The 24,276-nt window shown below is 41.2% G+C and carries 16 protein-coding genes and 1 pseudogene; 11 read left to right on the top strand and 6 right to left on the bottom strand.

Features of this window, described 5'->3' with window-relative positions:
* The first annotated feature begins 42 nt into the window (after positions 1-42).
* From KCG35_RS14965 to KCG35_RS14925, 9 genes are all read left to right on the top strand, one after another.
* Complete coding sequence (locus KCG35_RS14965) at positions 43-1,167, top strand: beta-ketoacyl-ACP synthase III (RefSeq protein ID WP_215820589.1); 1,125 nt, start codon at positions 43-45, stop codon at positions 1,165-1,167.
* Positions 1,168-2,022: 855 nt separating this feature from the next.
* On the top strand, positions 2,023-4,296 hold the full coding sequence (gene pflB / locus KCG35_RS14960) for a formate C-acetyltransferase (protein WP_309227395.1): 2,274 nt from the start codon (positions 2,023-2,025) through the stop codon (positions 4,294-4,296).
* Positions 4,297-4,455: 159 nt separating this feature from the next.
* Positions 4,456-5,244 carry a pyruvate formate lyase 1-activating protein gene (pflA, locus tag KCG35_RS14955; RefSeq protein ID WP_215820588.1) on the top strand — a complete coding sequence of 263 codons (789 nt, stop codon included), beginning with the start codon at positions 4,456-4,458 and terminating at the stop codon, positions 5,242-5,244.
* A gap of 187 nt (positions 5,245-5,431) precedes the next feature.
* A complete protein-coding gene (gene adhE, locus KCG35_RS14950; protein ID WP_215820587.1) occupies positions 5,432-8,083 on the top strand; it encodes a bifunctional acetaldehyde-CoA/alcohol dehydrogenase in 2,652 nt (883 codons plus the stop codon).
* A gap of 275 nt (positions 8,084-8,358) precedes the next feature.
* The gene (locus KCG35_RS14945) at positions 8,359-8,988 is read left to right on the top strand and encodes a type II secretion system protein N (protein ID WP_215820586.1); all 630 of its coding nucleotides are present in this window, start codon (positions 8,359-8,361) and stop codon (positions 8,986-8,988) included.
* A 70-nt stretch (positions 8,989-9,058) separates the two neighbouring features.
* On the top strand, positions 9,059-10,954 hold the full coding sequence (gene gspD / locus KCG35_RS14940; protein WP_215820585.1) for a type II secretion system secretin GspD: 1,896 nt from the start codon (positions 9,059-9,061) through the stop codon (positions 10,952-10,954).
* 166 nt (positions 10,955-11,120) lie between these two features.
* Entirely contained in the window at positions 11,121-13,532 is a 2,412-nt protein-coding gene (locus KCG35_RS14935; RefSeq protein WP_215820584.1) for an intermembrane phospholipid transport YdbH family protein, read from the top strand.
* Positions 13,533-13,551: 19 nt separating this feature from the next.
* On the top strand, positions 13,552-13,752 hold the full coding sequence (locus tag KCG35_RS14930) for a YnbE family lipoprotein (protein ID WP_373687358.1): 201 nt from the start codon (positions 13,552-13,554) through the stop codon (positions 13,750-13,752).
* 8 nt (positions 13,753-13,760) lie between these two features.
* On the top strand, positions 13,761-14,093 hold the full coding sequence (locus KCG35_RS14925; RefSeq protein WP_215820583.1) for a YdbL family probable chaperone protein: 333 nt from the start codon (positions 13,761-13,763) through the stop codon (positions 14,091-14,093).
* Between the two features lie 122 nt (positions 14,094-14,215).
* On the opposite strand, the gene gcvT is transcribed toward KCG35_RS14925, so the two are convergent.
* The 3 genes and pseudogenes from gcvT to KCG35_RS14910 all read right to left on the bottom strand — a co-directional run bounded on the left by gcvT (position 14,216) and on the right by KCG35_RS14910 (position 18,072).
* Positions 14,216-15,340, bottom strand: coding sequence for a glycine cleavage system aminomethyltransferase GcvT (gcvT, locus tag KCG35_RS14920; RefSeq protein ID WP_215820582.1), 1,125 nt, complete (start codon positions 15,338-15,340; stop codon positions 14,216-14,218).
* A 62-nt stretch (positions 15,341-15,402) separates the two neighbouring features.
* Positions 15,403-16,792: pseudogene (locus KCG35_RS14915) on the bottom strand (alanine/glycine:cation symporter family protein).
* 662 nt (positions 16,793-17,454) lie between these two features.
* Positions 17,455-18,072, bottom strand: a complete 618-nt coding sequence (locus tag KCG35_RS14910) for a helix-turn-helix domain-containing protein (RefSeq protein ID WP_230409194.1) — start codon at positions 18,070-18,072, stop codon at positions 17,455-17,457.
* 613 nt (positions 18,073-18,685) lie between these two features.
* On the opposite strand from KCG35_RS14910, the gene KCG35_RS14905 reads away from it, so the two are divergent.
* Positions 18,686-19,081: a glycine cleavage system protein H gene (locus KCG35_RS14905; RefSeq protein WP_215820581.1), complete on the top strand. Its 396-nt coding sequence runs from the start codon at positions 18,686-18,688 to the stop codon at positions 19,079-19,081.
* 187 nt (positions 19,082-19,268) lie between these two features.
* Positions 19,269-22,148, top strand: coding sequence for an aminomethyl-transferring glycine dehydrogenase (gcvP, locus tag KCG35_RS14900; RefSeq protein ID WP_215820580.1), 2,880 nt, complete (start codon positions 19,269-19,271; stop codon positions 22,146-22,148).
* Between the two features lie 106 nt (positions 22,149-22,254).
* On the opposite strand, the gene KCG35_RS14895 is transcribed toward gcvP, so the two are convergent.
* The 3 genes from KCG35_RS14895 to KCG35_RS14885 form a co-directional block, all read right to left on the bottom strand.
* On the bottom strand, positions 22,255-22,884 hold the full coding sequence (locus KCG35_RS14895) for a LysE family translocator (RefSeq protein WP_309227394.1): 630 nt from the start codon (positions 22,882-22,884) through the stop codon (positions 22,255-22,257).
* Between the two features lie 567 nt (positions 22,885-23,451).
* Positions 23,452-23,640 (bottom strand): hypothetical protein, encoded by a 189-nt coding sequence (locus KCG35_RS14890; RefSeq protein ID WP_215820579.1) that lies wholly within the window; start codon positions 23,638-23,640, stop codon positions 23,452-23,454.
* A 369-nt stretch (positions 23,641-24,009) separates the two neighbouring features.
* On the bottom strand, positions 24,010-24,276 hold a 267-nt coding region (locus KCG35_RS14885; RefSeq protein WP_507236966.1), incomplete at its 5' end, for a MerR family transcriptional regulator.

Genomic DNA, 24,276 nt, shown 5'->3' with positions numbered 1-24,276 from the left:
CTGTACAGATTCACACCTAGAATAACAACAAGCGAGGCAAATGTGACCGAAGTTGTCATAACTGGAACAGGGCTTTATAGCCCTGATGATGTGATTACAAATGAAGAACTTGTGGCATCATTTAATGCTTATGTCAGTCATTATAATGAACTACATAGTGTGGCTATTGAAATGGGGGATAAAGAGCCTCTGCAGCCATCAAGCGCTGACTTTATAGTTAAAGCCTCAGGTATCAAACGGCGACATGTTTTGGATAAAAAGGGAATTTTAGATATAGCTAGGATGTATCCTCAACTGCCTGATCGTACTGATGATAGCTTGTCCATTCAGGCGGAAATGGCATTACTGGCTGTTCGTCAGGCGTTGGAAGATGCTGACCGAAATGCTCAAGACGTGGATGGTGTGATCGTTGCCTGTTCAAATATGCAGCGAGCTTACCCTGCTATGGCGGTTGAACTGCAAAATGCATTGGGCGTTCAGGGTTTTGCTTATGATATGAATGTTGCTTGTTCCTCTGCCACCTTTGGTATTCAGGCAGCGGCGAATGCAATTCGATCAGGCTCAGCAAAGTGTATGCTGGTTGTGAGTCCAGAAATATGTTCAGCTCACTTGAATTTTAGAGATCGTGATAGTCACTTTATTTTTGGTGATGCATGCACTGCTGTTGTGTTAGAAAATCGAGCTGATGCGATTACATCACGCCCACTCATGATAATGGGCGAGCGATTAGTTACCCAGTTTTCGAATAATATTCGCAATAATTTTGGCTTTCTTAATCGTTGTGTTGAATCAGACACTGATACTGCTGATAAGCTGTTTATGCAGCAGGGGCGAAAAGTCTTTAAAGATGTTTGCCCTATGGTGTCAAACTTGGTGATCAATCACCTACAGCACCTTGGTATTAGTGAGCAACAGATTCGTCGCTTATGGTTGCACCAAGCAAATTTGAATATGAATCAATTAATTGCGCGTCGTATTTTGGGACGTGAGCCTGCGATAGATGAGGCTCCTGTGATACTTGATGAATATGCGAATACCAGCTCAGCAGGTTCAATAATTTGTTTTCATCTTCACCGCCAAGACTTAGTGGTGGAGGATATTGGGGTAATTTGCTCATTTGGTGCAGGCTATTCAGCGGGTTCAATTGTTGTAAAACAGCTAGCATGATTATTTGTTTAAGTTTGGCTGTTTTATAGGGAATGAGGAATTAATAGGGTATTCCTTTTTTTTTATTAAATAACAACTACTATATCGAGTTACTTCAGCCAAACTTGATCTGTGTCAGTTTTTGATGGGATCTTTTCGTTAAACTACATACATAATATTCAGTTTTGATCTGTGAGCATTAAACGATACTAAGTGATATACAATCCATATTTCATTGCCAAACTTATCCTAAAAGTAACGCAACAAATGGTGTAAAAATTAATCAAACTTATTTGATTCTATATACAACATTGATAGGTATATCAGACACCACTTGCAAAAGCGCACACTCACTACTTCAAAGCTGAGCGCCGTTGCGCACCGGTTCTTTGAGCTATCAAGTTTCGCGGCCAAGACAGTCGTCAGATAAACTACTCAGGTGATCCCTGATATTAATGACTCCTGGCCGATAAGGTAGAGAGGCCAGCTACAACTATGTGGATCATGCAATGTGTTGCTCAAACGATATTCAGTTACTTGACCTCTGTGTCTAAGCAGCTTCATTGCTTATTTCAGATTGTTCATTCAAAGTATTCAAATTCTAAACATATTCTGACTATGCTAAGTTTAGAGGGTTGGATATCTGTTTTTATTGTAGCGAAATTAGCTGTGAGTTCCGTAGTAAGAGCTTGTAGGCAACTAGGTCTATCATTTTTCATCACTTTCTTCACCTATGTCTTGAATTCATGGCCTAAGCTCAAAGGCAATCTTTTGCTGTGTTTTATATGTATGCAACGAATTTGGGGTATTACTCACCGTCAGTTGATGAGCAGAGTGATATCAGGCAACTTTTAGGAAAAATACGAGGGTATAACCATGTATAAAGATGATCTTGCTACAGCGAATGTGGGTAGTGATATGCCTGATCCTTGGCAAGGATTTAACGGCGGTGACTGGCAGACTGCTGTTAATGTTCGTGATTTTATTCAGAAAAACTACACACCTTATGAAGGTGATGACAGCTTTCTTGCTGACCCTACTGAACGTACTCAAAAGCTTTGGGAAAAAGTACTGGAGTTGATGCAGCAGGAAAATGCTAAAGGTGGGCCTTTGGATTTTGATACAGAAGTAGTTTCCGGTATTACTTCTCATCCAGCAGGTTACATTGATAAAGACCTTGAGGTTATTGTTGGTCTACAGACTGAAAAACCTTTAAAGCGCGCCATCATGCCAAATGGTGGTATACGTATGGTTGAGGCTTCTTGTCAGGCCTATGATCGTGAGCTTTCCCCTCAGGTTTCTGAAATTTTCACCAAATACCGTAAAACTCATAACCAGGGTGTGTTTGATGCTTATACGCCTGAAATCCTGAAGTGTCGTAAAGCCGGTATCATTACAGGATTACCTGATGCGTATGGCCGAGGTCGGATTATTGGTGATTACCGCCGTATTGCTTTATATGGGGTTGACCGTTTAATCGAAGACAAACAACAGCAAAAAGCTGATCTTAACCCTGATTTCTTTGATGAAGATGTCATTCGGTTGCGTGAAGAGCTGTCTGATCAAGTCCGTGCTCTGCAAGAAATGAAAGAGATGGCTCAAAGCTATGGTTTTGATATTTCACGCCCTGCAGTCACTGCTCGTGAAGCTATTCAGTGGACTTACTTTGCCTACTTAGCCGCTGTTAAATCCCAGAACGGTGCAGCGATGAGTATTGGTCGTATTTCCTCATTTTTAGATATTTATATCAAGCGTGACTTAGAAAGTGGAGCACTGACTGAGTCTGAAGCCCAAGAAATGATGGATGACTTAGTTGTTAAGCTGCGAATGGTGCGTTTCTTAAGAACACCTGAGTATGATCAGCTGTTCTCTGGTGATCCAACATGGGTTACTGAAGTCATTGGTGGTATGGGCGAAGATGGCCGCACCTTGGTAACCAAAAGCTCATTCCGTATCCTGAATACGCTTTATAATTTGGGGCCAGCACCTGAGCCTAACCTGACAGTATTATGGTCTGAACAGTTACCGAAGAGCTTTAAAGACTTCTGTTCAAAAGTATCTATTGATACCAGCTCTATCCAATATGAAAGTGATGATTTAATGCGTCCTAAGTTTGGTGATGACTATGGTATCGCCTGCTGTGTATCAGCTATGCGCATTGGTAAGCAAATGCAGTTCTTTGGCGCTCGCTGTAACTTAGCAAAAACAATGCTGTATTCCATTAATGGTGGTATGGATGAAAAAATTGGTCTGCAGGTAGGACCAAAAATGGACGTCATGGCTGATGAATACCTGGATTTTGATAAAGTCTGGGAGCGTTTCGACCACTATATGGATTGGGTTGCTAATCAGTACGTTAAATCTTTGAATGTCATTCACTATATGCATGATCGCTATAGCTATGAAACTGCACTGATGGCACTACATGACCGTGATGTGTATCGTACTATGGCATGTGGTATTGCAGGATTATCTATTGTGGCGGACTCTTTGGCTGCTATTAAGTACGCGAAAGTGAAGCCTGTGCGTAATGATGAAGGTTTTGTTGTGGATTACCAGATTGAAGGCGACTTTCCTAAATTTGGTAATAATGATGATCGCGTTGATCAGATTGCCGTTGACGTTGTACATCGCTTTATGGAACACGTACGTAAGAATCCAACATACCGTAAGTCTGTCCCTACTCAGTCTATCCTGACAATTACTTCTAATGTTGTCTATGGGAAGAAAACAGGTACAACACCTGATGGACGTAAAGCGGGTGAGCCGTTTGCTCCTGGTGCTAACCCAATGCATGGCCGTGATGAAAAAGGAGCATTAGCTTCATTATTATCTGTATCTAAACTACCTTACAATGATGCAGAAGATGGTATCTCTTATACCATGTCTTTGGTTCCAGCAGGTTTAGGTAAAGACAAAACCGCTCAAGTGACAAACTTAAGTGCGATGCTTGATGGTTATTTCAAAGCTGCAGGTCATCATGTTAACGTTAACGTGTTAAATAAAGAAACCTTGATGGATGCAATGGAACATCCAGAGCAATATCCACAATTGACTATTCGTGTGTCAGGTTATGCTGTTAACTTTGTCAAATTGACACGTGAGCAGCAAATGGATGTTATTTCCCGGACATTCCATGCAAGAATGTAATTTCTGAAGACTATCACGCTCCTAAGAAGCAGGGCATAGCCCTGCTTCTTAGTGTCTGAAGGTTGCATGAAGATGGTATAGACTAATCTTCAGCATAACTTATTTGGCTTTGTTCTCTCGTCGAGAGAGCCGATCAATGCCAGTGGTATTAGGTGGTGAATGACACAACTAATCTATCCTTTTAAAGACGCTGTCAGTGTTGATCCTCTGCAAGTGTCGGGTAACGTCCACTCGGTGGATAGTTTTGGAACCGTTGATGGGCCTGGAACACGTTATGTGGTGTTTTTACAAGGCTGTTTGTTTCGGTGTAAATACTGTCATAACAGAGATACCTGGGATCTTGACGGTGGGCAGAAAAAAGTTGCTGGCGATCTGGTGAAAGAAATTGTTGCCTATAAGCCGTTTATGGAAGCTTCTAATGGAGGCGTAACGGTGACTGGTGGAGAGCCTTTACTGCAAGTACCTTTTGTTAAAGCACTGTTTACAGCACTTAAAGAAGAAAATATCCATACCTGTTTGGATACGAATGGTTATGCAACTAAATATAATCAGGAACTGGATGAATTATTAGCACATACAGATTTAGTGTTGTTAGATCTTAAACAAGTTGATGATAAGCGCCACAAAGCATTGACGGGTGTAAGTAACAAGAGAACATTGAAATTTGCTCAATATGTAGCAGAAAAAGGTATTCCTGCCTGGATTCGTTTAGTGGTTGTGCCTGGCTACACAGATGATGAAAAAACAGCTCGGCAAATGGCTAAGTTCATCCAACCGATGAGTAACGTGGAAAAAGTTGAGTTATTGCCCTATCACGAATTAGGGAAGCATAAATGGGAAGCGTTTGGTGATCGTTATCCATTAGCTGGTGTTGAACCTCCATCAAAGGAAACGTTGCTGAAACTGCAGGCCATATTTTCGGAATATCACATCAAAGCGACGTTTTAAAACAATAGTTTTGCTTTATTTGTGTGATGATTTGGTAAGTTTACTACATAATGACATGTATCAAGTTTGCTGCTATAGAACTGTACTAGACTTGCCTTAAACAAAGCACTCCTGAATGAAACCGCTAGCAAACAGCTCAAGCCAGTGCTGAAAAGAATTTTTTATTTTGCGTTTATAGGAGTACGACATGAGTGTCAGTAACCTCGATAAGCTGGATCAGTTAATTGCTCAAGTAAAAAAAGCACAGCAGGCCTATGCAGATTTTACCCAAGAGCAAGTTGACGAAATCTTCCGTGTTGCTGCATTAGCGGCTAACGACCAGCGTGTTAAGTTAGCAAAAGCTGCTGCAGAAGAAACTGGGATGGGGATTGCCGAAGATAAAGTGATTAAAAACCACTTTGCTTCTGAATATATCTACAACCAGTACAAAGATGATAAAACTTGTGGTGTCCTTGAAGAAGATAAGACTTACGGCATTCTGAAAGTGGCTGAGCCCATTGGTTTGATTGCTGGTGTTGTTCCTACCACAAACCCTACTTCTACTGCCATTTTTAAGGCACTGTTAGCCTTAAAAACACGTAACGGCATCATTTTCTCTCCACACCCTCGTGCTAAAAAATCCACTGCACTTGCCGCTCGTATTGTGCGTGAAGCTGCAGAAAAAGCAGGTGCTCCAAAAGGCATTATTGCTTGTATCGATGAGCCTTCTGTAGAGTTGTCACAGCACTTAATGCGTCACCCTGATATCAACATGATTCTTGCAACAGGTGGCCCTGGTATGGTGAAAGCAGCTTACTCTTCTGGTAAGCCTGCGATTGGTGTTGGTGCAGGTAATACACCCGCTGTAATTGATGAAACTGCTGCTGTCAAAATGGCGGTTAGCTCAATCATTATGAGTAAAACTTTTGATAACGGTGTGATTTGTGCTTCTGAACAGTCTGTGATCGTTGTTGATAGTGTTTACGAAGAAGTTAAGCGTGAGTTCCAAGCGCGTGGTGCTTACATTTTATCTAAAGATGAAAAGAAAAGTGTGGGTGCCAAGGTACTTATCGATGGCAACATGAACCCTGCTATTGTGGGGCAGCCTGCGTGGAAAGTGGCTGAGATTGCTGGTGTTGAAGTACCAAAAGAAGCCAAGATTTTGATTGCTGAATGTGATTCTACTGCAACTGAAGAGCCATTTGCACATGAGAAATTATCACCCACATTGGCAATGTATCGTGCTAAAGACTATGACGATGCTGTAGCAAAAGCGGTTGCTTTAGTTGAGCTTGGCGGTATAGGTCATACCTCTGTCCTTTATACTGATCAGTTTGCTAATACAGACCGTATCAATGTCTTTGGTAAAGCCATGAAGACAGGTCGTATTTTGGTCAACATGCCTGCATCTCAAGGTGCGATTGGTGACCTGTATAACTTCCGTCTGGCACCTTCATTGACATTGGGTTGTGGCTCTTGGGGTGGTAACTCTGTTAGTGAAAACGTAGGGGTTAAACACCTTATTAACGTTAAAACAGTAGCATGTCGGCGAGAAAATATGTTGTGGCACAAAATCCCTAAAGACATTTATTTCCGGAATGGTTCACTGCCTGTTGCTCTAGAAGAGCTGAAAGATCGTAAGCGCGCTATCGTTGTCACTGACCCCTTCCTGTACAACAGTGGGTATGTTGATCAGGTAACTGATGTACTAGACCGTATTGGTTTAGAAACTGAAGTTTTCTATGAGGTTGAAGCAGACCCATCACTGATTACAGTGAATAAAGGTGTTGAAATGATGAATGCCTTTAAACCTGATGTAATCATTGCTTTGGGTGGTGGTTCGCCCATGGATGCAGCGAAAATTATGTGGGTTATGTATGAATACCCTGAAGTACGCTTTGAAGACTTAGCGTTACGCTTTATGGATATCCGCAAACGTATTTATACGTTCCCTAAACTGGGTATCAAAGCGAAGATGGTTGCTATTCCTACTACTTCAGGTACTGGCTCAGAAGTAACACCTTTTGCTGTGGTAACTGATACAACAACAGGTATTAAGTATCCGATTGCTGACTATGAGTTAACACCAGACATGGCGATTATTGACCCTGATTTGGTGATGAACCTACCCCCTGCATTAACTGCATTTGGTGGTGTTGATGCTTTGACTCACGCACTTGAGGCTTATGCGTCTGTATTTGCTAATGAGTACACTAACGGTCAAGCATTAGAAGCGATTCGCTTGTTATTTAAATATTTGCCAGACTCTTATGCAGAAGGTGCTAAGAACCCTAAAGCACGTGCTAAAGTGCATTATGCGGCTACAATGGCAGGTATTGCTTTTGCGAATGCATTCTTGGGTGTTTGTCACTCAATGGCACACAAAATTGGTGCAGCTTTCCATATTCCACACGGTTTGGCCAACGCGTTCTTAATATCTGAAGTTATTCGATATAATGCTTCTGATGTACCAACTAAGCAGGGTACTTTCCCTCAGTATAAATATCCACAAGCTAAAGTACGTTATGCACGTGTTGCTGAGTACATTGGTCTGGGTGGTGCAACTGATGATGAAAAAGTTGAGAACCTGATTAAAGCTGTGGAAGGTTTGAAGAAAGCTGTGGGTATCCCTGAGTCTATTCAAGCTTATGGCGTGAGTGAGAATGACTTCTTAGCAAAACTTGACAATGTTGCAGAAGAAGCATTTGATGATCAATGCACGCCTGCTAACCCTCGTTATCCGCTCATTGCTGAAATTAAAGAGTTGCTGACTAATGCCTACTATGGCAACAGTCAGAAAGCATCTCTAAAGTTAGTGAAAGACAAAGAAAGTAAAAAAGGTAAAAAAGCAGCGTCATAATCCCTGATACAACACCCTCTGTATAGGGAACATGGCCAGCCTGAAAAACGGACTCAAAGAGTCCGTTTTTTTATGGAGAAAATTTTTTCATTAATAAAAAAGGTTGAATATAGAGATATAAATTTAGTATTGATGTGACTGTCTTCAAAAACTATCAGTGATTAGTTAGAATGCCCACAGTAATTATATGACAAGCGTCGTAAAGAGGTATGAGCCACTGCTATTCATTGGTAATGGGATACCTAGGATGTAGCCTTAGGAGTCACTGAAATATTGTGAGCACTATTCATACTTTGATTGACCGGACAGTTGGGGTCATCTTGCTTGCCAGCAGTTGCGCTGTAGGTTACTGGGGATATCTGCAGGCTCAGGATAATGAGCATCGAACGCAGCAGTTACTCGCGAGTGCAGGTGTTCCTGTAAAAAATGATTCTGAGGTCATGCAGCAGGTTGATGCAAATGAAAAGGATTTACCAAAAATAGCCCATGCAATTTTTGGCGAACCACCAAAACAAGAGAGGGAAGTTAAAGTCACGCCAGAAATACCTATCACAAAACTCAATATGAAGTTACAGGCTGTATTTTTTTCTACACATGCTGGTGATTCAGCTGCTGTTGTCCAGACCAACAATAATCAAAGTAAGCTTTTACGAATAGGCGACACTTTAACAGGAGGTGTTGCCATTCGTGATATAAAGCCAACCCACGTTACATTAGAGCGTGGTGGTAAACTGGAAAACTTACCTTTGATTAAAGGTGTAGGTGGTGATAGTAGAGTGAGTCAGCGGCATTATTCTGGTTACCCATCTCGGCCACCCATTACACCTTCAGGGGTATCTTCACCTGATAAACGTAGAGATGAAATACGTCGCCGTTTAGAAGCGCTGCGAGCACAATTTAATTAATCCATCTTACTGGTAGTTTGACTGAAGTACTATGAAACAGTTTTTCAGCACGTGGCTCATTTGGGGGCTAGTGAGCACGTCACCTGCATTCTTTGTTAATGCCTCTACGTCTCAAGATCAAAGCATATCTGCAAATTCAGCAGAAATTAAAATCAATATGCAAGACGGTGATATTCGTACATTTATTCAATGGATCGCCGAAAGAACGAATAAAAACTTTGTGATTGATCCCAGGGTAAAAGGTAAGGTCTCTGTTATCTCGCAAGAGTCACTAACGGCAGAAGAAGCCTATCAGGTTTTTTTATCTGTCTTACAAGTGCATGGGTATACGGCACTTGAGAGTGGGCAAGTAGTGAAAATTATTCCTGATGCATCTGCACGTCATAGTGCAGTTCCACTGATGGAAGGACAGAGCCACAGTGGTAATGATGAAATGATTGTTAAGGTCATAAAGCCCAAGAATATACCTGCCATTAAGCTGGTAAGTATGTTGCGGCCATTAGTACCACAGACTGGCCACTTGATTGCTTATCCTGATAGTAATGCTCTGATTGTGTCTGACCGAGCAGGTAATATAGAGCAAATATCAAAAATTATTTCGCGAATTGATAAGGCTGGTGCATTGGATATTGAAATTGTGCCAATAGCCCATGCTAATGCAAAAGATGTGGTGACTATTTTGAAGGCATTGATGCCCAAGGGCGGATCACCACAGAGCAAGGCATTTACAATTGATTTTGCAGCTGATGAGCGTAGCAACAGTATCTTAATGAGTGGTGATGAAGTTAAGCGACGTAAACTGCGGGAAATAATTCACAGGTTGGATAACTCTGAATCCAGTAACGGTGATACGCAAGTTTTTTATTTAAACTATGCCAAAGCAAAAGATGTTGCACCCATCCTACAGAAAATGTCTGGATCTATAAAAAAAGAAGGTAAAGATGTGGGTATGACCAATGCTGAAGTAAGTATAGAGCCGGACGAAAGTACTAATGCGCTTGTGGTTACCGCACCACCTACATTAATGAAAACAATCCAGCATGTTGTGAGGAAGTTAGATATACGACGAGCCCAAGTATTAGTCGAAGCATTAATTGTTTCTGTGGGTGATGAAATTAATAATGAAATTGGTGTGGACTGGAGTACTTCTGATTCTGCTATTGGTAGGGATGGTGGCTTTGCGCGAATGCACACGACTGGGAATTTTAGTAGCCTTTCAAAAGATAAAGATGGGAGTCTCGATATTGGTAAGGGTTTTACGTTTGGTTTTTTCCGAAATGGTTCACTACGTTCGTTGATCAAGGCGTTTAAAAGTAATGAGTCTGTTAATGTGCTCTCTAAGCCAAATATCATTACCTTAGACAATAAAGAAGCTGAAATAAATGTAGGTAAGGAAGTACCTGTTGTCACCGGACAAGAAACAAACTCATCTTCCACTACCAGTAACCCATTTACCACATATGATAGAAAAAATGTGGGTATTATATTAAAACTGACGCCTCGCATTAATCCTGGTAATACAGTTACCATGGAAATTTCGCAAGAAATATCGGATGTTTCTCAGACAGAACTTGAAAATGCAAAGGATATCGTGATTGATAAAAAAACCATCACCACGAATGTTTTAGTTGAAGATAAAGCGGTTCTGGTAATGGGTGGATTAATTGAAGATAGAGTGAAAGATGTTGAAACAAAAGTGCCTTTTTTAGGGGATATCCCTGTTATAGGGTATTTATTTAGAAACACAAGTAAAGAAGTCACTAAAACCAATATAATGGTTTTTCTTAAACCAACCATTTTACGTAGTAAAGCAGTTGCTGATGAGGTAACCAGCACTCGTTACCGTTTTATTAAAGATCGGCAGAAAGAACTTCGTAATATATTTAATGAAATATACAGTGATATCGCACCGTCTGATTATAACAAGCCAACTGTAGTCAAACCTTTACTGCGACAATCCTTCTAGTTCTAACTTTTTTTCATTAGCCACAGTTTACATGGTGTGGCTAATGAGCTTATATTTCCAAATATCCTCGTTACTGACTTAATGACTGCTCCTTCATCATTTATACTGGAAACATCCGTTATAAGTACGTCTCGCTCTTTAAGTGTATATGGGGAAGAGCAAAAATATGTTGGCTGCTAAGTTAAAAAAAGTAACTGTTTGGTTGGGCGTATGTCTGGCTGTTATCGTTGTGTTACTTGCTTCCCTTCCATGGATAATCACTGTTGCGATCAGTCATATTGATCTTAATGAAAATATAACTGTATATCTTGACCAGGCTGAATGGGATAGCTTTGGAAGTTTAAAGCTTAAAAATATAAATATTCATTGCCAACAAGCGTCTGTCCTTGAAATTCATTATTTACAGATGGATTTTGCTCAGTTCATGACGGGGACTGTAAAATTAAAAATTTATCCTAAACAGGTTAACTATAATAAGTTAACTAATCTTATAAAGGCATTACCAAGGACACAAACAGAGAGTAATGGAAAAAAACTATTTCCTTTATTACCCGTAAGAACTTATTTAACCGTTAAACCATTCTTCATTGAGTACTCGGGATATAAGTTCGAGGTTGTACTTGATGCTAGTATTTTACCTGAAAAAGCAAGCTATACTGCTAGAGTAACGTCAGAATTAGGTACACAGCTATATGTTGCAGGGCGCTTAACTGAACAAGAACTATCGGGAAATATAGGTTTTTGGACGTTGCCTACAAGTACAATATTACCTTCTTTGCTTCATAGAGTACGCTTTCAGCCTGGTTTAACACACTTATTTGCACACTATAAATTACCCATTGCTGAAAGAGATAAAAGTATCAAATATTTTTTGAATAATGGCTTTGTGGGGGTTAACTTACATACAGATAATAATGAGGTGTCAATAAATCATAAGATTGAGGCTTTAGTTAAAGGTCATGCTTGGGGGATTGTTAAACTCGAAAATAATTCTTTACGTAATATAGAGGCCTATTTATGGCCATCGTCTGCATTTTTACTACGTAATAAAGCATCTGAGGAAAAGTCTTTTCCTCAGAATATTACTTTGAAAATACCAAGTAAGATAAAATATCAACAAAATGTATTGCAAAGTTCTTTCTGGCAGATTGATGTTAATCATAGCCATTATCAAGGATATTTAGTGTTTAAGCCAAACCAGTTTGATTTTAATAATATGAGCAGTAACGCTGTATTTAATTTCAGTTTACAGCCCAGTGTGACAACATTTACCCATAAAGATATCTCGTTTGGCAATTACCAACTTAAAATGAATGGTAGTCTAGACATTTTACCCATGGCGATTAAGTTTAAACTTAGGCCTGTTTTTAGGTTTCATGATGTTGTGCTTAACACATTAGCGGTTCGCCGAGTTGACATTACAACTGAGCAGCCAATATGGGCAACGTTTCAATTGAATCCTTTTCATTGGGACATCAAAGGTTCGCTAGTCAGTAGACTAAAAGGTCTGCAGATAAAAAAAGTGAAGTTACCAAACTTGGATGCAACACATGATGTACAGTTAATAGACCAACAGTTGGATTATCATATGCAAGGTCGTTGGACGTCAGCCTTGCACTGGCAGGCTCAGGCAAAACTCAACCTGCTACAAAAACAGCTTAGGGTAGATACACAGTGGAATACGATCAGTGCCAGCAAGCTTCAGCGGTCTTTTTCTCGTTACTCTGGTTGGCCAAAGGAGTTGTCACTTACCTCAGGTACATTTACGCCTAGGCTTCAGTTGAAAGCTGACTGGCAATCGGAAATGCAGTGGCAGATGAATGCACAACTGATTACTGAACAGTTAGCTGGTCAGTATCAAGATTACCAGTGGCAGGGGGCAGCAATCGATTTCGGCTGGAAAATTCAAGGAATGGGTAATCAGCTAAAATTTTCGCCATTAACGAAAAACCGGTTTAAGGTTGATCAACTTGATGTGGGCCTTCCGTTGCAAATGTTGAGAGGGCGAGTTGTTGTAAAAAACACGCCATCTCCTTGGTTAAGTCTACAGCAAGTAAAAGTGAAGGCGTTACAAGGTAGTGTTTATGTAAAACAAATACCCCTATTATCGCCACATTCTATTAATAGTTATGCAACATTTGATGATATTTCGCTTAGCGAGTTGGTGGCCTTGCAACAACAACCGGGCTTATCTGCACAAGGTCGATTACAGGGGCGCTTACCTTTACGTTTTTCAACCAGTGGAATCACTATTAATGCTGGACAAATACAAGCCAGTAAATCTGGAGGGTTTATAAAATTAGAAAATAATCCGGCAGTTGAGGCGATGAAGCAAAGTCGGCCGGAGTTTGCGCAGGCGATTAAAGCATTAGAAAACCTTCATTTTTCAATGCTAGAGAGTTCTGTTGATTTAAATGAAAAAGGTGATGCTAAATTTAAAGTAATGATAAAAGGTTATAACCCTGCATTAAGTAAGACGCGACAGGTAAACTTTAATTACCAGCATGAAGAAAATATGCTAATGTTGCTAAGAAGTTTACGTTTTTCTCAACGTCTTACTGACAAGTTAAGGCATTAGTATTGAGTACCATAACACTATGAACAAAGAATGGATGCTGTCAGTGACAGTGGCCAGTTTACTCGCAACTTTTTTAGTCGGGTGTACGCCTCGTGTGGAGGTCGCAGTGCCAGAAAAACCTATTACCATTAACTTAAACGTAAAAGTCGAGCATGAGATTAAAGTAAAAATAGATAAAGAGCTTGATGAAATTTTCAGTGAAGATAGTGAGTTGTTTTAGGAGGGGCTATGAAAATAGTACGTGGCTTTCGTTTATTAGTACTTGGTTTGATTTTATGTGTACCCCTCACTGTTTTAGCAATGGGATTAGAAGATGCGAAACAACAAGGTCTGGTGGGTGAACAGCTAAATGGATATTTAGGGTTAGTGGTTAACAATGCTGCAGCAAAGAAACTTATTACTGAAATAAATCAAAAGCGTAAACAAAAATATGAGGAACTAGCTAAGCAAAATGGCGTACCGCTCTCGACGATTAGTAAGCTAGCAGGGCAAAAAGCAATTAAAAAAACACCGCCAGGTCAGTATATCCAAAATACAAGTGGGCAGTGGGTAAAGAAATAGTTTTATCTTAAGGATACAGTCGGTTTTACATCTGCCGTGGTATCGTGAAGATATAGGCTAGATAAGAAAAAGGGAGTAAATACTCCCTTTTTTGGATTTAGACTGAAGCCTTTCTAGTGTTTTTATCCACGATAATAGCGTTGTGGGACAAAGGGCATTTTACTGACATTTACGGGTAGTTGTTTACCTCGCACCTCAGCAAATATTTCAGTATCAACTGAAGCATAGCTAGAATCAACATAACCCATGGCTACAGGTGCACCTAAACTGGGACCAAACCCACCACTGGTTACACTACCTATGGGCTCTCCTGCTGCATTGACTAACGGTGTTCCTGTACGGACAGGGGCTTTGCCTTGAGTACGTAAGCCAACGCGTTTACGCTGTACTGGGGTTGTTTTATCGAGCTGTGCCAAAATGGTTTTTGCACCTATAAAACCACCCGCTCGAATTCCCCCGGTACGACGAGATTTACTGATAGCCCAGTTTAGAGCTGCTTCAATGGGTGTGGTTGAGGTGTCGATATCGTTACCATACAAGCATAATCCTGCTTCAAGACGAAGAGAGTCACGTGCGCCTAACCCAATAGGTGCCACTTCTGGATATTCAAGGATTGCTTTGATCACAGATTGGGCATCTGCTGCAGGAATGGAAATTTCAAATCCATCCTCACCTGTATAACCTGAACGACTAATAAAACACTCTGTGCCGCAAAGGGTTACTTTTCGAACATCCATAAAGAGCATGGAGTCCAGGTTGCTGACGAAGTTACTTAGAACGTTTGCCGCCGCAGGACCCTGTAAAGCAACAAGTGCTCTGTCGGTGAGCTCTTTAACCATATCTAAGCCAAGATGTTGGCGAAGATGAGCAATATCCTGCTCTTTACACGCTGCGTTGATCACTAACATTAACCCATCAGAGAAGCGGGCTACCATTAAGTCATCAAGAATACCACCTTCTTCGGTGGTAAAGAGTGCATAGCGCTGTTTGCCAACAGGTAAATCCAGAATGTCTACAGGTACCAGCTTTTCCAGTCCCGCCTCAGCCTCTAAAGGCAACCAAACTTGTCCCATGTGAGAGACATCGAATAAGCCAGCCTGTGAACGGGTATGTAAGTGTTCTTGCTTAATTCCCATCGGGTATTGCAAGGGCATATGATAACCCGCAAAGGGCACCATTTTAGCCCCAAGCTCTTCGTGTAGGGTATTGAGAGGCGTTTGTTGTAAAGGTGCGTTGGTTATTGTCATCTCATCATTCCGAGTTGAAGCGCTTAATAAAACCAGCAGAGTTCCTCTGCTGGTGGAAGAGACTATGTACCGTTGGCTTCGCTGTTTGAGGCGTTATGTTTAACAGATGTTTTTGAAAAATAATCACGAGTAAGTTTAAACACAACGGGGCTTAGTAGGGCGAGCGCAATTAGGTTTGGTATTGCCATTAAAGCATTTAAAATATCTGCAATGAGCCAGACTAGGTCTAAGCTTGCATAGGCACCTAAAGGAATAGCGATTAACCAAAATACTCGAAAGATTTTGATCGCGGTTAAGCCAAACAGAAATTGGATACAGCGTTCGCAATATACACTCCAGCCCAGGATAGTGGTAAAAGCAAAAACAGCTAAACCTATAGTGACAACATACCCACCAATGCCTGGTATGGTTTGTTCGAATGCGGCCATGGTGAGTGCAGAGCCGGTTTCACCTAGTGTCCAGGCGCCTGAGGTGATAATGGCAAGTACAAACCAAAATAGTATCAATAAATGTACCCAGCATAGCGATTAAACCTTGGCGTACTGGGTCATGGGTTTGTGCGGAAGCATGAGCAATAGGTGCACTACCCAAGCCTGCTTCGTTAGAGAATACGCCACGAGCAACCCCAAAGCGAATAGCAGCCCAGATAGCAGCACCTGCAAAACCTCCTGTAGCAGCAGTTCCGGTAAACGCTGAGCTGATAATCATGCTTAAAGCAGCAGGTATTTCTGAAGCGTTAAGGGTAAGTACAACCAGACCTGCCAGTAAATAGGAAATTCCCATAATGGGTACCAGTTTGCCAGCCACTTCAGCGATGGCCTTGATACCACCAATGATCACTAGGCCCACAAAAATCATGACGGCGATACCTGTGCCAAGAGGAGGGATTCCCCATTGGGTGTGCAAGGCTTCAGCAATCGAATTAACCTGAACGGTATTACCAATACCAAAACCAGCAATTGCACCGAATACGGCAAATGCGGTACCAAGCCATAACCATTTCTGCCCCAAGCCATTTTTGATGTAGTACATGGGACCACCAATATGATTCCCGTCTTCATCTGTTTCACGGTATTTGACGGCACAAACGGCTTCAGCGAACTTAGTAGCCATGCCGACTAAGGCAGTACACCACATCCAAAATAAAGCACCTGGCCCGCCAAGAAAAATAGCAGTAGCGACCCCTGCAATATTACCTGTACCAATAGTGGCAGATAAGGAGGTCATCAGTGCGTTGAATGGGCTAATTTCACCTTCTTTTTCATCGCCTTGTTCAGGTGCGCGACCACGCCATAGTAATTTGAATCCTGTACCTAATTTTCTAAGTTGAAGAAACCCTAAACCAAGGCTTAAATAAAGCCCCACGCCTAAAATCAGAACCAGCATAACCGGTCCCCATACAAAGGAGTCTATAGGGTCGAGGATATCTTTGATTATTTGATAAACTTCCATCAATTACGCCTCTTATCCATCAAGGGATACATTTGTTGTTATAAAGCTATATACCATTCACAATTTATTTTTATGTTTCAGCAAAAAACAATGCAATGATGCGGGATGATTAGACGTTAACTGTTGAAAGCCAATAGTTCACTGGAGTGAAATTATCTTGCACAGTTACGTGAGTGTTATTCTCAGTGATTTATACCTTTTGCGAACCCAGAAAAAGCTTCGCTGTGGGTATAGTTAATCCTCTTCATTGCAGTGCATTCTAAAAAATAATTCATGTTGGTTATAAATCAGCTGGTGATGATACCAAGTAGATGTGTATTTGTGGTGATGGAAGACAAGTATTTTTTGTCTACTCGCTTGCTTTTTTTACTTGTCAGGTACACAAAAAATAATCATATACGCATCTAAAGAGAATTATTTTATCAACACCCTATTTTTTTATTATTTGAAACAAATTATCGTATTCGTCATAACGATGCAACAATTTGTAAGGAATTTGCTGAGGTAGGTTGTGTAAGTTAGTAATTAGTAAATAGTGAAAGCAAGGTGGGGGATGTGACTATATCTGAGCTAGCACGCATCAAAAATCTTTTTGGTTAGGATTAATAATGGTGAAGGACTATACAAGGAACGTTGTATAGTCGTGGAATAGTTGGGAGGTGTTATGTCGCCATAACCCATAAAATTTCAGCATCCTCATCGCTTGTAGAGACCAGCATATGGCCCATACTGGCGTCGTAATAAACACTATCTCCCGTGAATAGTTCAACAGGCTCATAAAACTCACTATAAAAACAAAGAGAGCCTGATAATACTAATAAAAATTCCTCACCGGCATGTCGAACCCAGTCAGCATAATCACTAAACTGCCTAGCCCTGACAATGGTTTTAAAAGGAACCATTTTCTTATTAACAAGTTGTGTTGCTAACAGCTCGTGCTCATAAGTAGCCGTTGGGTGAGGTTTACCTGCTTGGTTACGGGTGATATCTCGGCGTCCCATCGTCATTGGCTGTAGAGGTTTGCTAAATAATTGTGGTAGGTCGATTCCCAGTCCTTTTGTGAGTTTTTGAACGGCTGAAAATGTGGGTGAAAGTTGATCGTTTTCAATTTTTGATAAAGTGGATCGGGCTAAGCCAGTACGTTGACTGACTTCTTCCAGCGTCCAGTTATTACTTAGACGGATTTCCCGTAATCGCTTGCCGAGTTGCATGGGTTCAACCTGGGCCTCACTGCTGGTTTGTTGCATTTGCATTTTCGGGAGACGCGGGTTTTCCGCCATACGGGATACTCCAATTGGACTGTTGCAAAAAGTGAAGGATACTACCTTAACCTTTATAGTATGCCAACTCACGAGAGAGCTGATTATCACTATGGGTTGAAGTAGGGGAGTTCGTCAAGAAAAGAGTTTCCTTTACGAAACAAAGTTGATTTAGAGGAAAAACGTTGATACATTTCAATTGAGCTGATCCATGGTTAACAGGGTTCAGCTTACTGTTATTCTCAAGACTTCCATCTTAAATCCAACAGGACAACACTGGGTGATTTGCTGTGAGGAAACACCAGTATTGCACTGAGACGACCAAAAGGTCTTTGGATTCAGCCAGTGCAACAGTATTCAGTAAAAGGTATTTGTTGACTGGCTGTTTTTTCAGAGAAACTGAAAACGATGCGAATTAACGCATTACAAATAATAATTAGAAAGCATTGAGCAATGTGTTATGGCCAACTTTAAAAATAAACATTCAGCATCCTGTTTCATTAAGCCAAGGATGTTAAGTATTCGATAAACCTGCTGCTTACTATGTAATGACCGCTAGCTGGCAGCAGAGAAAGTGCTATTGAGAAAACTAACGCCATAAAATCATACGAGGACTGAGCAGAGGACATTCACCATGTGCACCATCAAGTCTGATGTTTTGTATAGTCTTACACATGAGTGGTTTAAGATTAATGGTGGTGATTCTGTAACCCTGGGTATTACTGATTATGCACAAATGCGACTGGGTGATATTACTCAAGTTCGTTTACCAGGGGTTGGGCAGCATTTTCAGATGGGGGATGCCTGTATCGCTATTAAGTCATGCAAGGCAGAAGTGGACATTTTAATGCCATTTACAGGAACAGTGCTTGCCATAAACTCTGAAATTAAGGATAAGCCTGTTCTGCTTAATCAACAGGCGTATCAGCAAGGCTGGTTAATTAAATTACAATCAGATTACCCAGTACCTGCTTCAAAGTTTTTAAACGCTGATGCTTATCAGGCACTACTTGAAACAGAAATTGATTAGTGTTTGCTAAATGTATCTTTAAATAATAAACAAAGAATTTAAAGCTGTTTTATACAGGCCTAAAAAATTAGTAATAAAAATCACTGACGCAAAGCGGTGCTATATGACACCTAAGCGTGGCTTGCTGCGCTGCGGATAGAAGGTTCAAACCATTATTAATTTCCGTTGATAGGACGTGAGTAGGGGCATGACAACGCATATGGTTACACTCAGTAGTTTGCTTCCTTATGAGGACTTTATCCAGCGCCATATAGGGCCATCACCTGATGAAGTTAAAACGATGTTGGCTGAGCTGGATATCAGTACGACTGATGAACTCATTAAAAATACGGTACCTGCAGCTATTCGTTTACCTGAACCTTTGACACTAAGTGAACCTGTTGATGAAACGACAGTATTAGCACAACTCAAACAGCTGGCTGCACAGAATAAACATTATCAGTCGTATATTGGTATGGGTTACTATGACACCGTGGTACCGCCTGTTATTTTGCGCAATGTGCTTGAAAATCCGGGTTGGTATACTGCCTATACACCCTATCAACCAGAAATATCCCAAGGTCGATTGGAAGGCTTATTAAACTTCCAACAAATGGTGACTGACCTAACAGGCATGGAGCTAGCAAATGCATCACTGCTGGATGAAGCCACGGCAGCCGCAGAAGCTATGACCATGTGTAAGCGTGTTAATAAGAAACGTAGCGATAGCTTATTTGTTGCCACTGATGTCCATCCCCAAACGATTGCTTTGATTAAGACGCGTGCCGAATATTTAGGGATTCAGGTTATTGTTGATGTGGTTAGTGAAATAGAAAACCATGATGTATTTGCAGGTGTTATTGCTTATCCAAGTACATTGGGTGAAGTGACTTCATTACAAAACATAATTGATGCATTGCATCAGCAACAGGCTTTATCCATAGTTACTGCTGACTTATTAAGCTTAGTGCTGTTGGAGCCACCAGGTGCTTTCGGGGCGGATGTTGTAGTGGGTTCTGCTCAGCGATTTGGGGTCCCAATGGGATATGGCGGTCCTCATGCTGCCTTTTTTGCAACTAGAGACAAATTTAAACGTTCAGCACCAGGACGGATCATTGGGGTTTCAGTCGATACCCGTGGGCGTCCTGCGTTACGTATGGCAATGCAAACGCGCGAACAACATATTCGTCGAGAGAAAGCGACCTCTAATATCTGTACGGCACAAGCCTTATTAGCCAATATGGCTGGGTTTTATGCGGTCTATCATGGATCTGAAGGTTTAAAGAAAATTGCGCAACGGGTTCATCGTTTGACGCAAATACTGGCAGCGGGATTAGTCCAGGGTGGTATTACTCCAAAATTTTCACATTATTTTGATACGTTGCTATTAACAACGGGTGGGCAGACTTTAGAGGTGCTTGCTCGCGCAGAAAATGAGGGTATTAATCTGCGTGTTGTCAGTGAACAACAGGTTGCGGTTAGTTTGGATGAAACAACAACACCTGAAGCGCTTACTGTATTGTGGCGAGTTTTACTGGGTGACAAAAGTGATGGTCTACTGGTAACACAACTAGATAGAGCATTGGCTAATGCGCCTGCTATTCCTGATGAATTACAGCGGAAACAAGCATTTTTAACCCATCCAGTATTTAACCGCTACCACTCTGAAACGGGAATGCTGCGTTACCTAAAGCGTTTGGAAAATAAAGATATTTCGCTGGTACACAGTATGATTCCGTTAGGCTCTTGTACCATGAAACTTAATGCCACGACAGAGATGATACCTGTCAGTTGGCCTGAATTTTCGGGTATTCACCCTTATGCGCCTGCAGCTCAGACCCAAGGCTATCAGCAGTTGCTTAACTCTCTGTGTGAACAGCTGGCAGAAATTACCGGCTATGATGCGGTTTCATTACAGCCTAACTCAGGGGCTCAAGGTGAATATGCAGGACTGCTGGCCATTCGTAAATATCATGAAAGTATTGGCCAGGGACAACGAGATGTTTGCTTGATTCCCAGTTCAGCTCATGGCACGAACCCTGCCAGTGCTTCGATGGCGGGTATGCGTGTGGTGATTGTGGCTTGCGATGAGCAGGGTAATGTGGACTTAACAGACCTTGAAAACAAGGCAAAGCAGCATAGTAGTCAGTTGTCGTGTGTTATGATCACTTATCCTTCGACACATGGGGTGTTTGAAGAAGGCGTTAAAACGCTATGTGAAATTATCCATGCTCATGGTGGTCAGGTTTACATGGATGGTGCAAATTTAAATGCACAGGTGGGATTAACTAAGCCAGGCCTGATTGGTTCTGATGTATCGCATTTAAATCTGCATAAAACATTTTGTATACCGCATGGCGGGGGTGGTCCAGGCATGGGACCTATAGGTGTTAAGTCGCATCTTGCGCCTTTTTTACCAGGTAATCCCATTAATAAAAATCAGACGGTAGGACCTGTTTCTGCGGCTTCCTATGGCAGTGCCAGTATTTTACCCATATCTTGGGTTTACCTGCAGTTGATGGGAGGGAAGGGGTTAACCAAGGCTACGGAAATTGCTATTTTAAATGCAAACTACATTGCTAAGCGCTTGGCAGATCATTATCCCGTGCTTTATACAGGTAAAGCTGGCTATGTAGCCCATGAATGTATTATTGATTTACGTCCACTGAAAGCGGCAACGGGGGTGACAGAGGAAGATGTTGCCAAGCGGTTGATGGACTTTGGCTTTCATGCGCCAACGATGTCATTTCCTGTGCCTGGTACCTTGATGATTGAACCCACAGAAAGTGAATCAAAAGCAGAATTAGACCGTTTTTGTGAAGCGATGGTTTATATACGGCAGGAAATTGAGCAAGTTGCTCAAGGCGTATATGCGGTGGAAAACAGTCCATTGCGTTATGCGCCTCATACCCAAGCTGATTTATTCAGTGATGAGTGGACGCGCTCATATACCCGACAGGTTGCGGCTTATCCATTAGCATGGGTTGAAGAAAATAAAGTGTGGCCAACCGTAAATCGTATTGACAATGTGTATGGTGATCGGCACTTAATGTGCTCTTGTCCACCTGTCAGTAGTTACCAAGAATAATATTAAGAGCATCAAATAAATCACTACTTTTAGAGCTACTCTTAAGTTATTTTTTTAGCATTTCTTGTGAGCAATGATCTTAGGGCCGGAAGGCCCTTTTTTTGTACTAACCAAAAGCAAGCCAGATTCCGACGCCCATCATTAAAGAACCTGAAATTCGATTAAGTAATCTTACATTGCCACTTTTTTGTAATAGCTTACTTAGGGTTTTTCCTCCAGAGGCATAAAGAATTAAACAAAGAAACTCAATCATTAAAATTATGCTTAGTAATATAACCAGTTGTGGGACAAGAGGCATATCTGGACTAATAAAAGGGGGTAATAATGAAATAAAAAATGCCCAACCTTTAGGGTTTGCTATTGCAGTAATAAAACCCTGCATTGCCAGGTTTAAACGGTCGGTATTCTGTGCTTCATTTATTAAATTAAATGACATCTTTCCTTTAGACCGCCAGAGCTGAATTCCCAAGTAAATTAAGTAAGCACCACCAATATATTTTAGTAAATTAAATACGCTGGGGTACTCCAGCATAACTGTTGCGATACCTACCACTGAGGCGATGGCAACAATTGCGACTCCTAATAACTCACCCCACATCATCCAGAATGTACGTTTTAAGCCAATGGACATGCCCATCGTCATTGAGAGCATCATACACATCCCAGGTGTAACAGATACAAAGAAAAAAGTCGGTATAAATAAAGCAACTAACGATAAACTGGTTAGGGTTATCACAACACTCCCCCCTTATTTAACTAAGTACATTGGAGTTAACACACACTGTAAAAGGTACAGTGTTTGGATTTTCTCCTTGTATACCCTTCACGAATCATTTTTATACCCCTAGGGCCAAGGGGGTTATTGTTAGCGTTCTTGACCGCCAAGGAGGGTGGAAATGCAGTTTGTGCAGGAGCATTAAACTGTCACCCCAGTCACTTATTAATATAACCGTCCAGCAGCGCCTATATATAAATTAAAGTGGCTACTGCAAGTCATACACTAGCAGACTTGTTCCACTAAACTTTTCGTTATGGGCATATATGAAAATAATACGTATTAGAATTATTGTGCTAATTGATCATATATTTCGCCGATTTTTGTGATCTTATATGGAAATGATATGTATTAGCAAGAGGGGGGATATATACAGTGTATATATTGCTTGCAGTATTATGGTTCAATGAAAGTTGACGCTTAAAGAGATCATATTAGCGAATAGATTAAAGTTACTTCTGACTGCTCTTGTTAAAACATTACTACACACAGAAAAGCCAGAAGCATAAATCTAATGGGGTAGTCGTGCTATTTTTCGTTATTCTCTTTCTTTCCTAAAACAATATGCTGGCGGCCTCTCACGGGCTCTTGGCCACTTACACCTTGAGGAACTTCAGTTACTTGTCCACCAGACTTGAGGAATGCTGCCACTTGTTCGTCAATTAGCCTTTGACGAGCCTCACTGTTTAGGCTGTCCTGTTCTTTATTGCGTGCCATGGGTGCTCCTATGATAATGTGAGGTGGTATATTGTACACGATTTAGCCTTAAAGTGCTGGAGAAAATTGAGTTTTTCTTTTTAGCGCACAAAGTACAGGGGCAAGCACGCAGTACAAGAACGGGAGTCTAACCGTTATGTTGCTATTTTTTCCTAGGATACCAGTGGTGAAACATTTTTATGTATTGGTAAGAAGGACTAAGGAAGTAGTGAAAGGCTCCTGTATAAACTGCATTCCCACCCTCATTCATCGTCATAGATTGATGATAGTGAAGTATAAAGTTCATGGGAGAAGGGTATCAATAGAAATGACTGCCCCAATAGAATGGGGGGAAAAGCTATTTTTGGGGCAGTAGTTTTAGGGGGGATTTTACACGTTCCTGATGCGCTTGATTTCTTCAGGATCGATACCAAGAGACTCTAGAAATTTTTGATGTTCTTCTGGCTCCATTTTTTCAAATTGACGATGCCAGTTTTGCATATCCTGTTCATCGAATCCTGCTGCGCGCATGATTTCGACCCAACGTTGTTTAGTTACCATGTTTTCCTCCAATAGTTTAGGCTGTTGTAATAAGGCAACAATGGCTTTTTGTTGCTTGCGAAGTTTTTTGATTTCTGCCTCAAGATGCTTGAACTG

The organism is Zooshikella harenae, assembly GCF_018837975.1.
GTDB lineage: Bacteria > Pseudomonadota > Gammaproteobacteria > Pseudomonadales > Zooshikellaceae > Zooshikella > Zooshikella harenae.
The sequence above is the reverse complement of the archived record's forward strand: the minus strand, read 5'-3'. Positions and strand labels throughout refer to the sequence as shown.

Bases quoted from the DNA above. Each gene is read 5' to 3' on its own strand.
- gcvT (WP_215820582.1), bottom strand. From the start codon at position 15,340: ATGACAATAACCAACGCACCTTTACAACAAACGCCTCTCAATACCCTA.
- KCG35_RS14890 (WP_215820579.1), bottom strand. From the start codon at position 23,640: ATGGCACGCAATAAAGAACAGGACAGCCTAAACAGTGAGGCTCGTCAA.
- KCG35_RS14925 (WP_215820583.1), top strand. From the start codon at position 13,761: ATGAAAATAGTACGTGGCTTTCGTTTATTAGTACTTGGTTTGATTTTA.
- adhE (WP_215820587.1), top strand. From the start codon at position 5,432: ATGAGTGTCAGTAACCTCGATAAGCTGGATCAGTTAATTGCTCAAGTA.
- KCG35_RS14935 (WP_215820584.1), top strand. From the start codon at position 11,121: ATGTTGGCTGCTAAGTTAAAAAAAGTAACTGTTTGGTTGGGCGTATGT.
- KCG35_RS14905 (WP_215820581.1), top strand. From the start codon at position 18,686: ATGTGCACCATCAAGTCTGATGTTTTGTATAGTCTTACACATGAGTGG.
- gcvP (WP_215820580.1), top strand. From the start codon at position 19,269: ATGACAACGCATATGGTTACACTCAGTAGTTTGCTTCCTTATGAGGAC.
- KCG35_RS14930 (WP_373687358.1), top strand. From the start codon at position 13,552: ATGAACAAAGAATGGATGCTGTCAGTGACAGTGGCCAGTTTACTCGCA.
- pflA (WP_215820588.1), top strand. From the start codon at position 4,456: ATGACACAACTAATCTATCCTTTTAAAGACGCTGTCAGTGTTGATCCT.
- KCG35_RS14910 (WP_230409194.1), bottom strand. From the start codon at position 18,072: ATGGCGGAAAACCCGCGTCTCCCGAAAATGCAAATGCAACAAACCAGC.
- pflB (WP_309227395.1), top strand. From the start codon at position 2,023: ATGTATAAAGATGATCTTGCTACAGCGAATGTGGGTAGTGATATGCCT.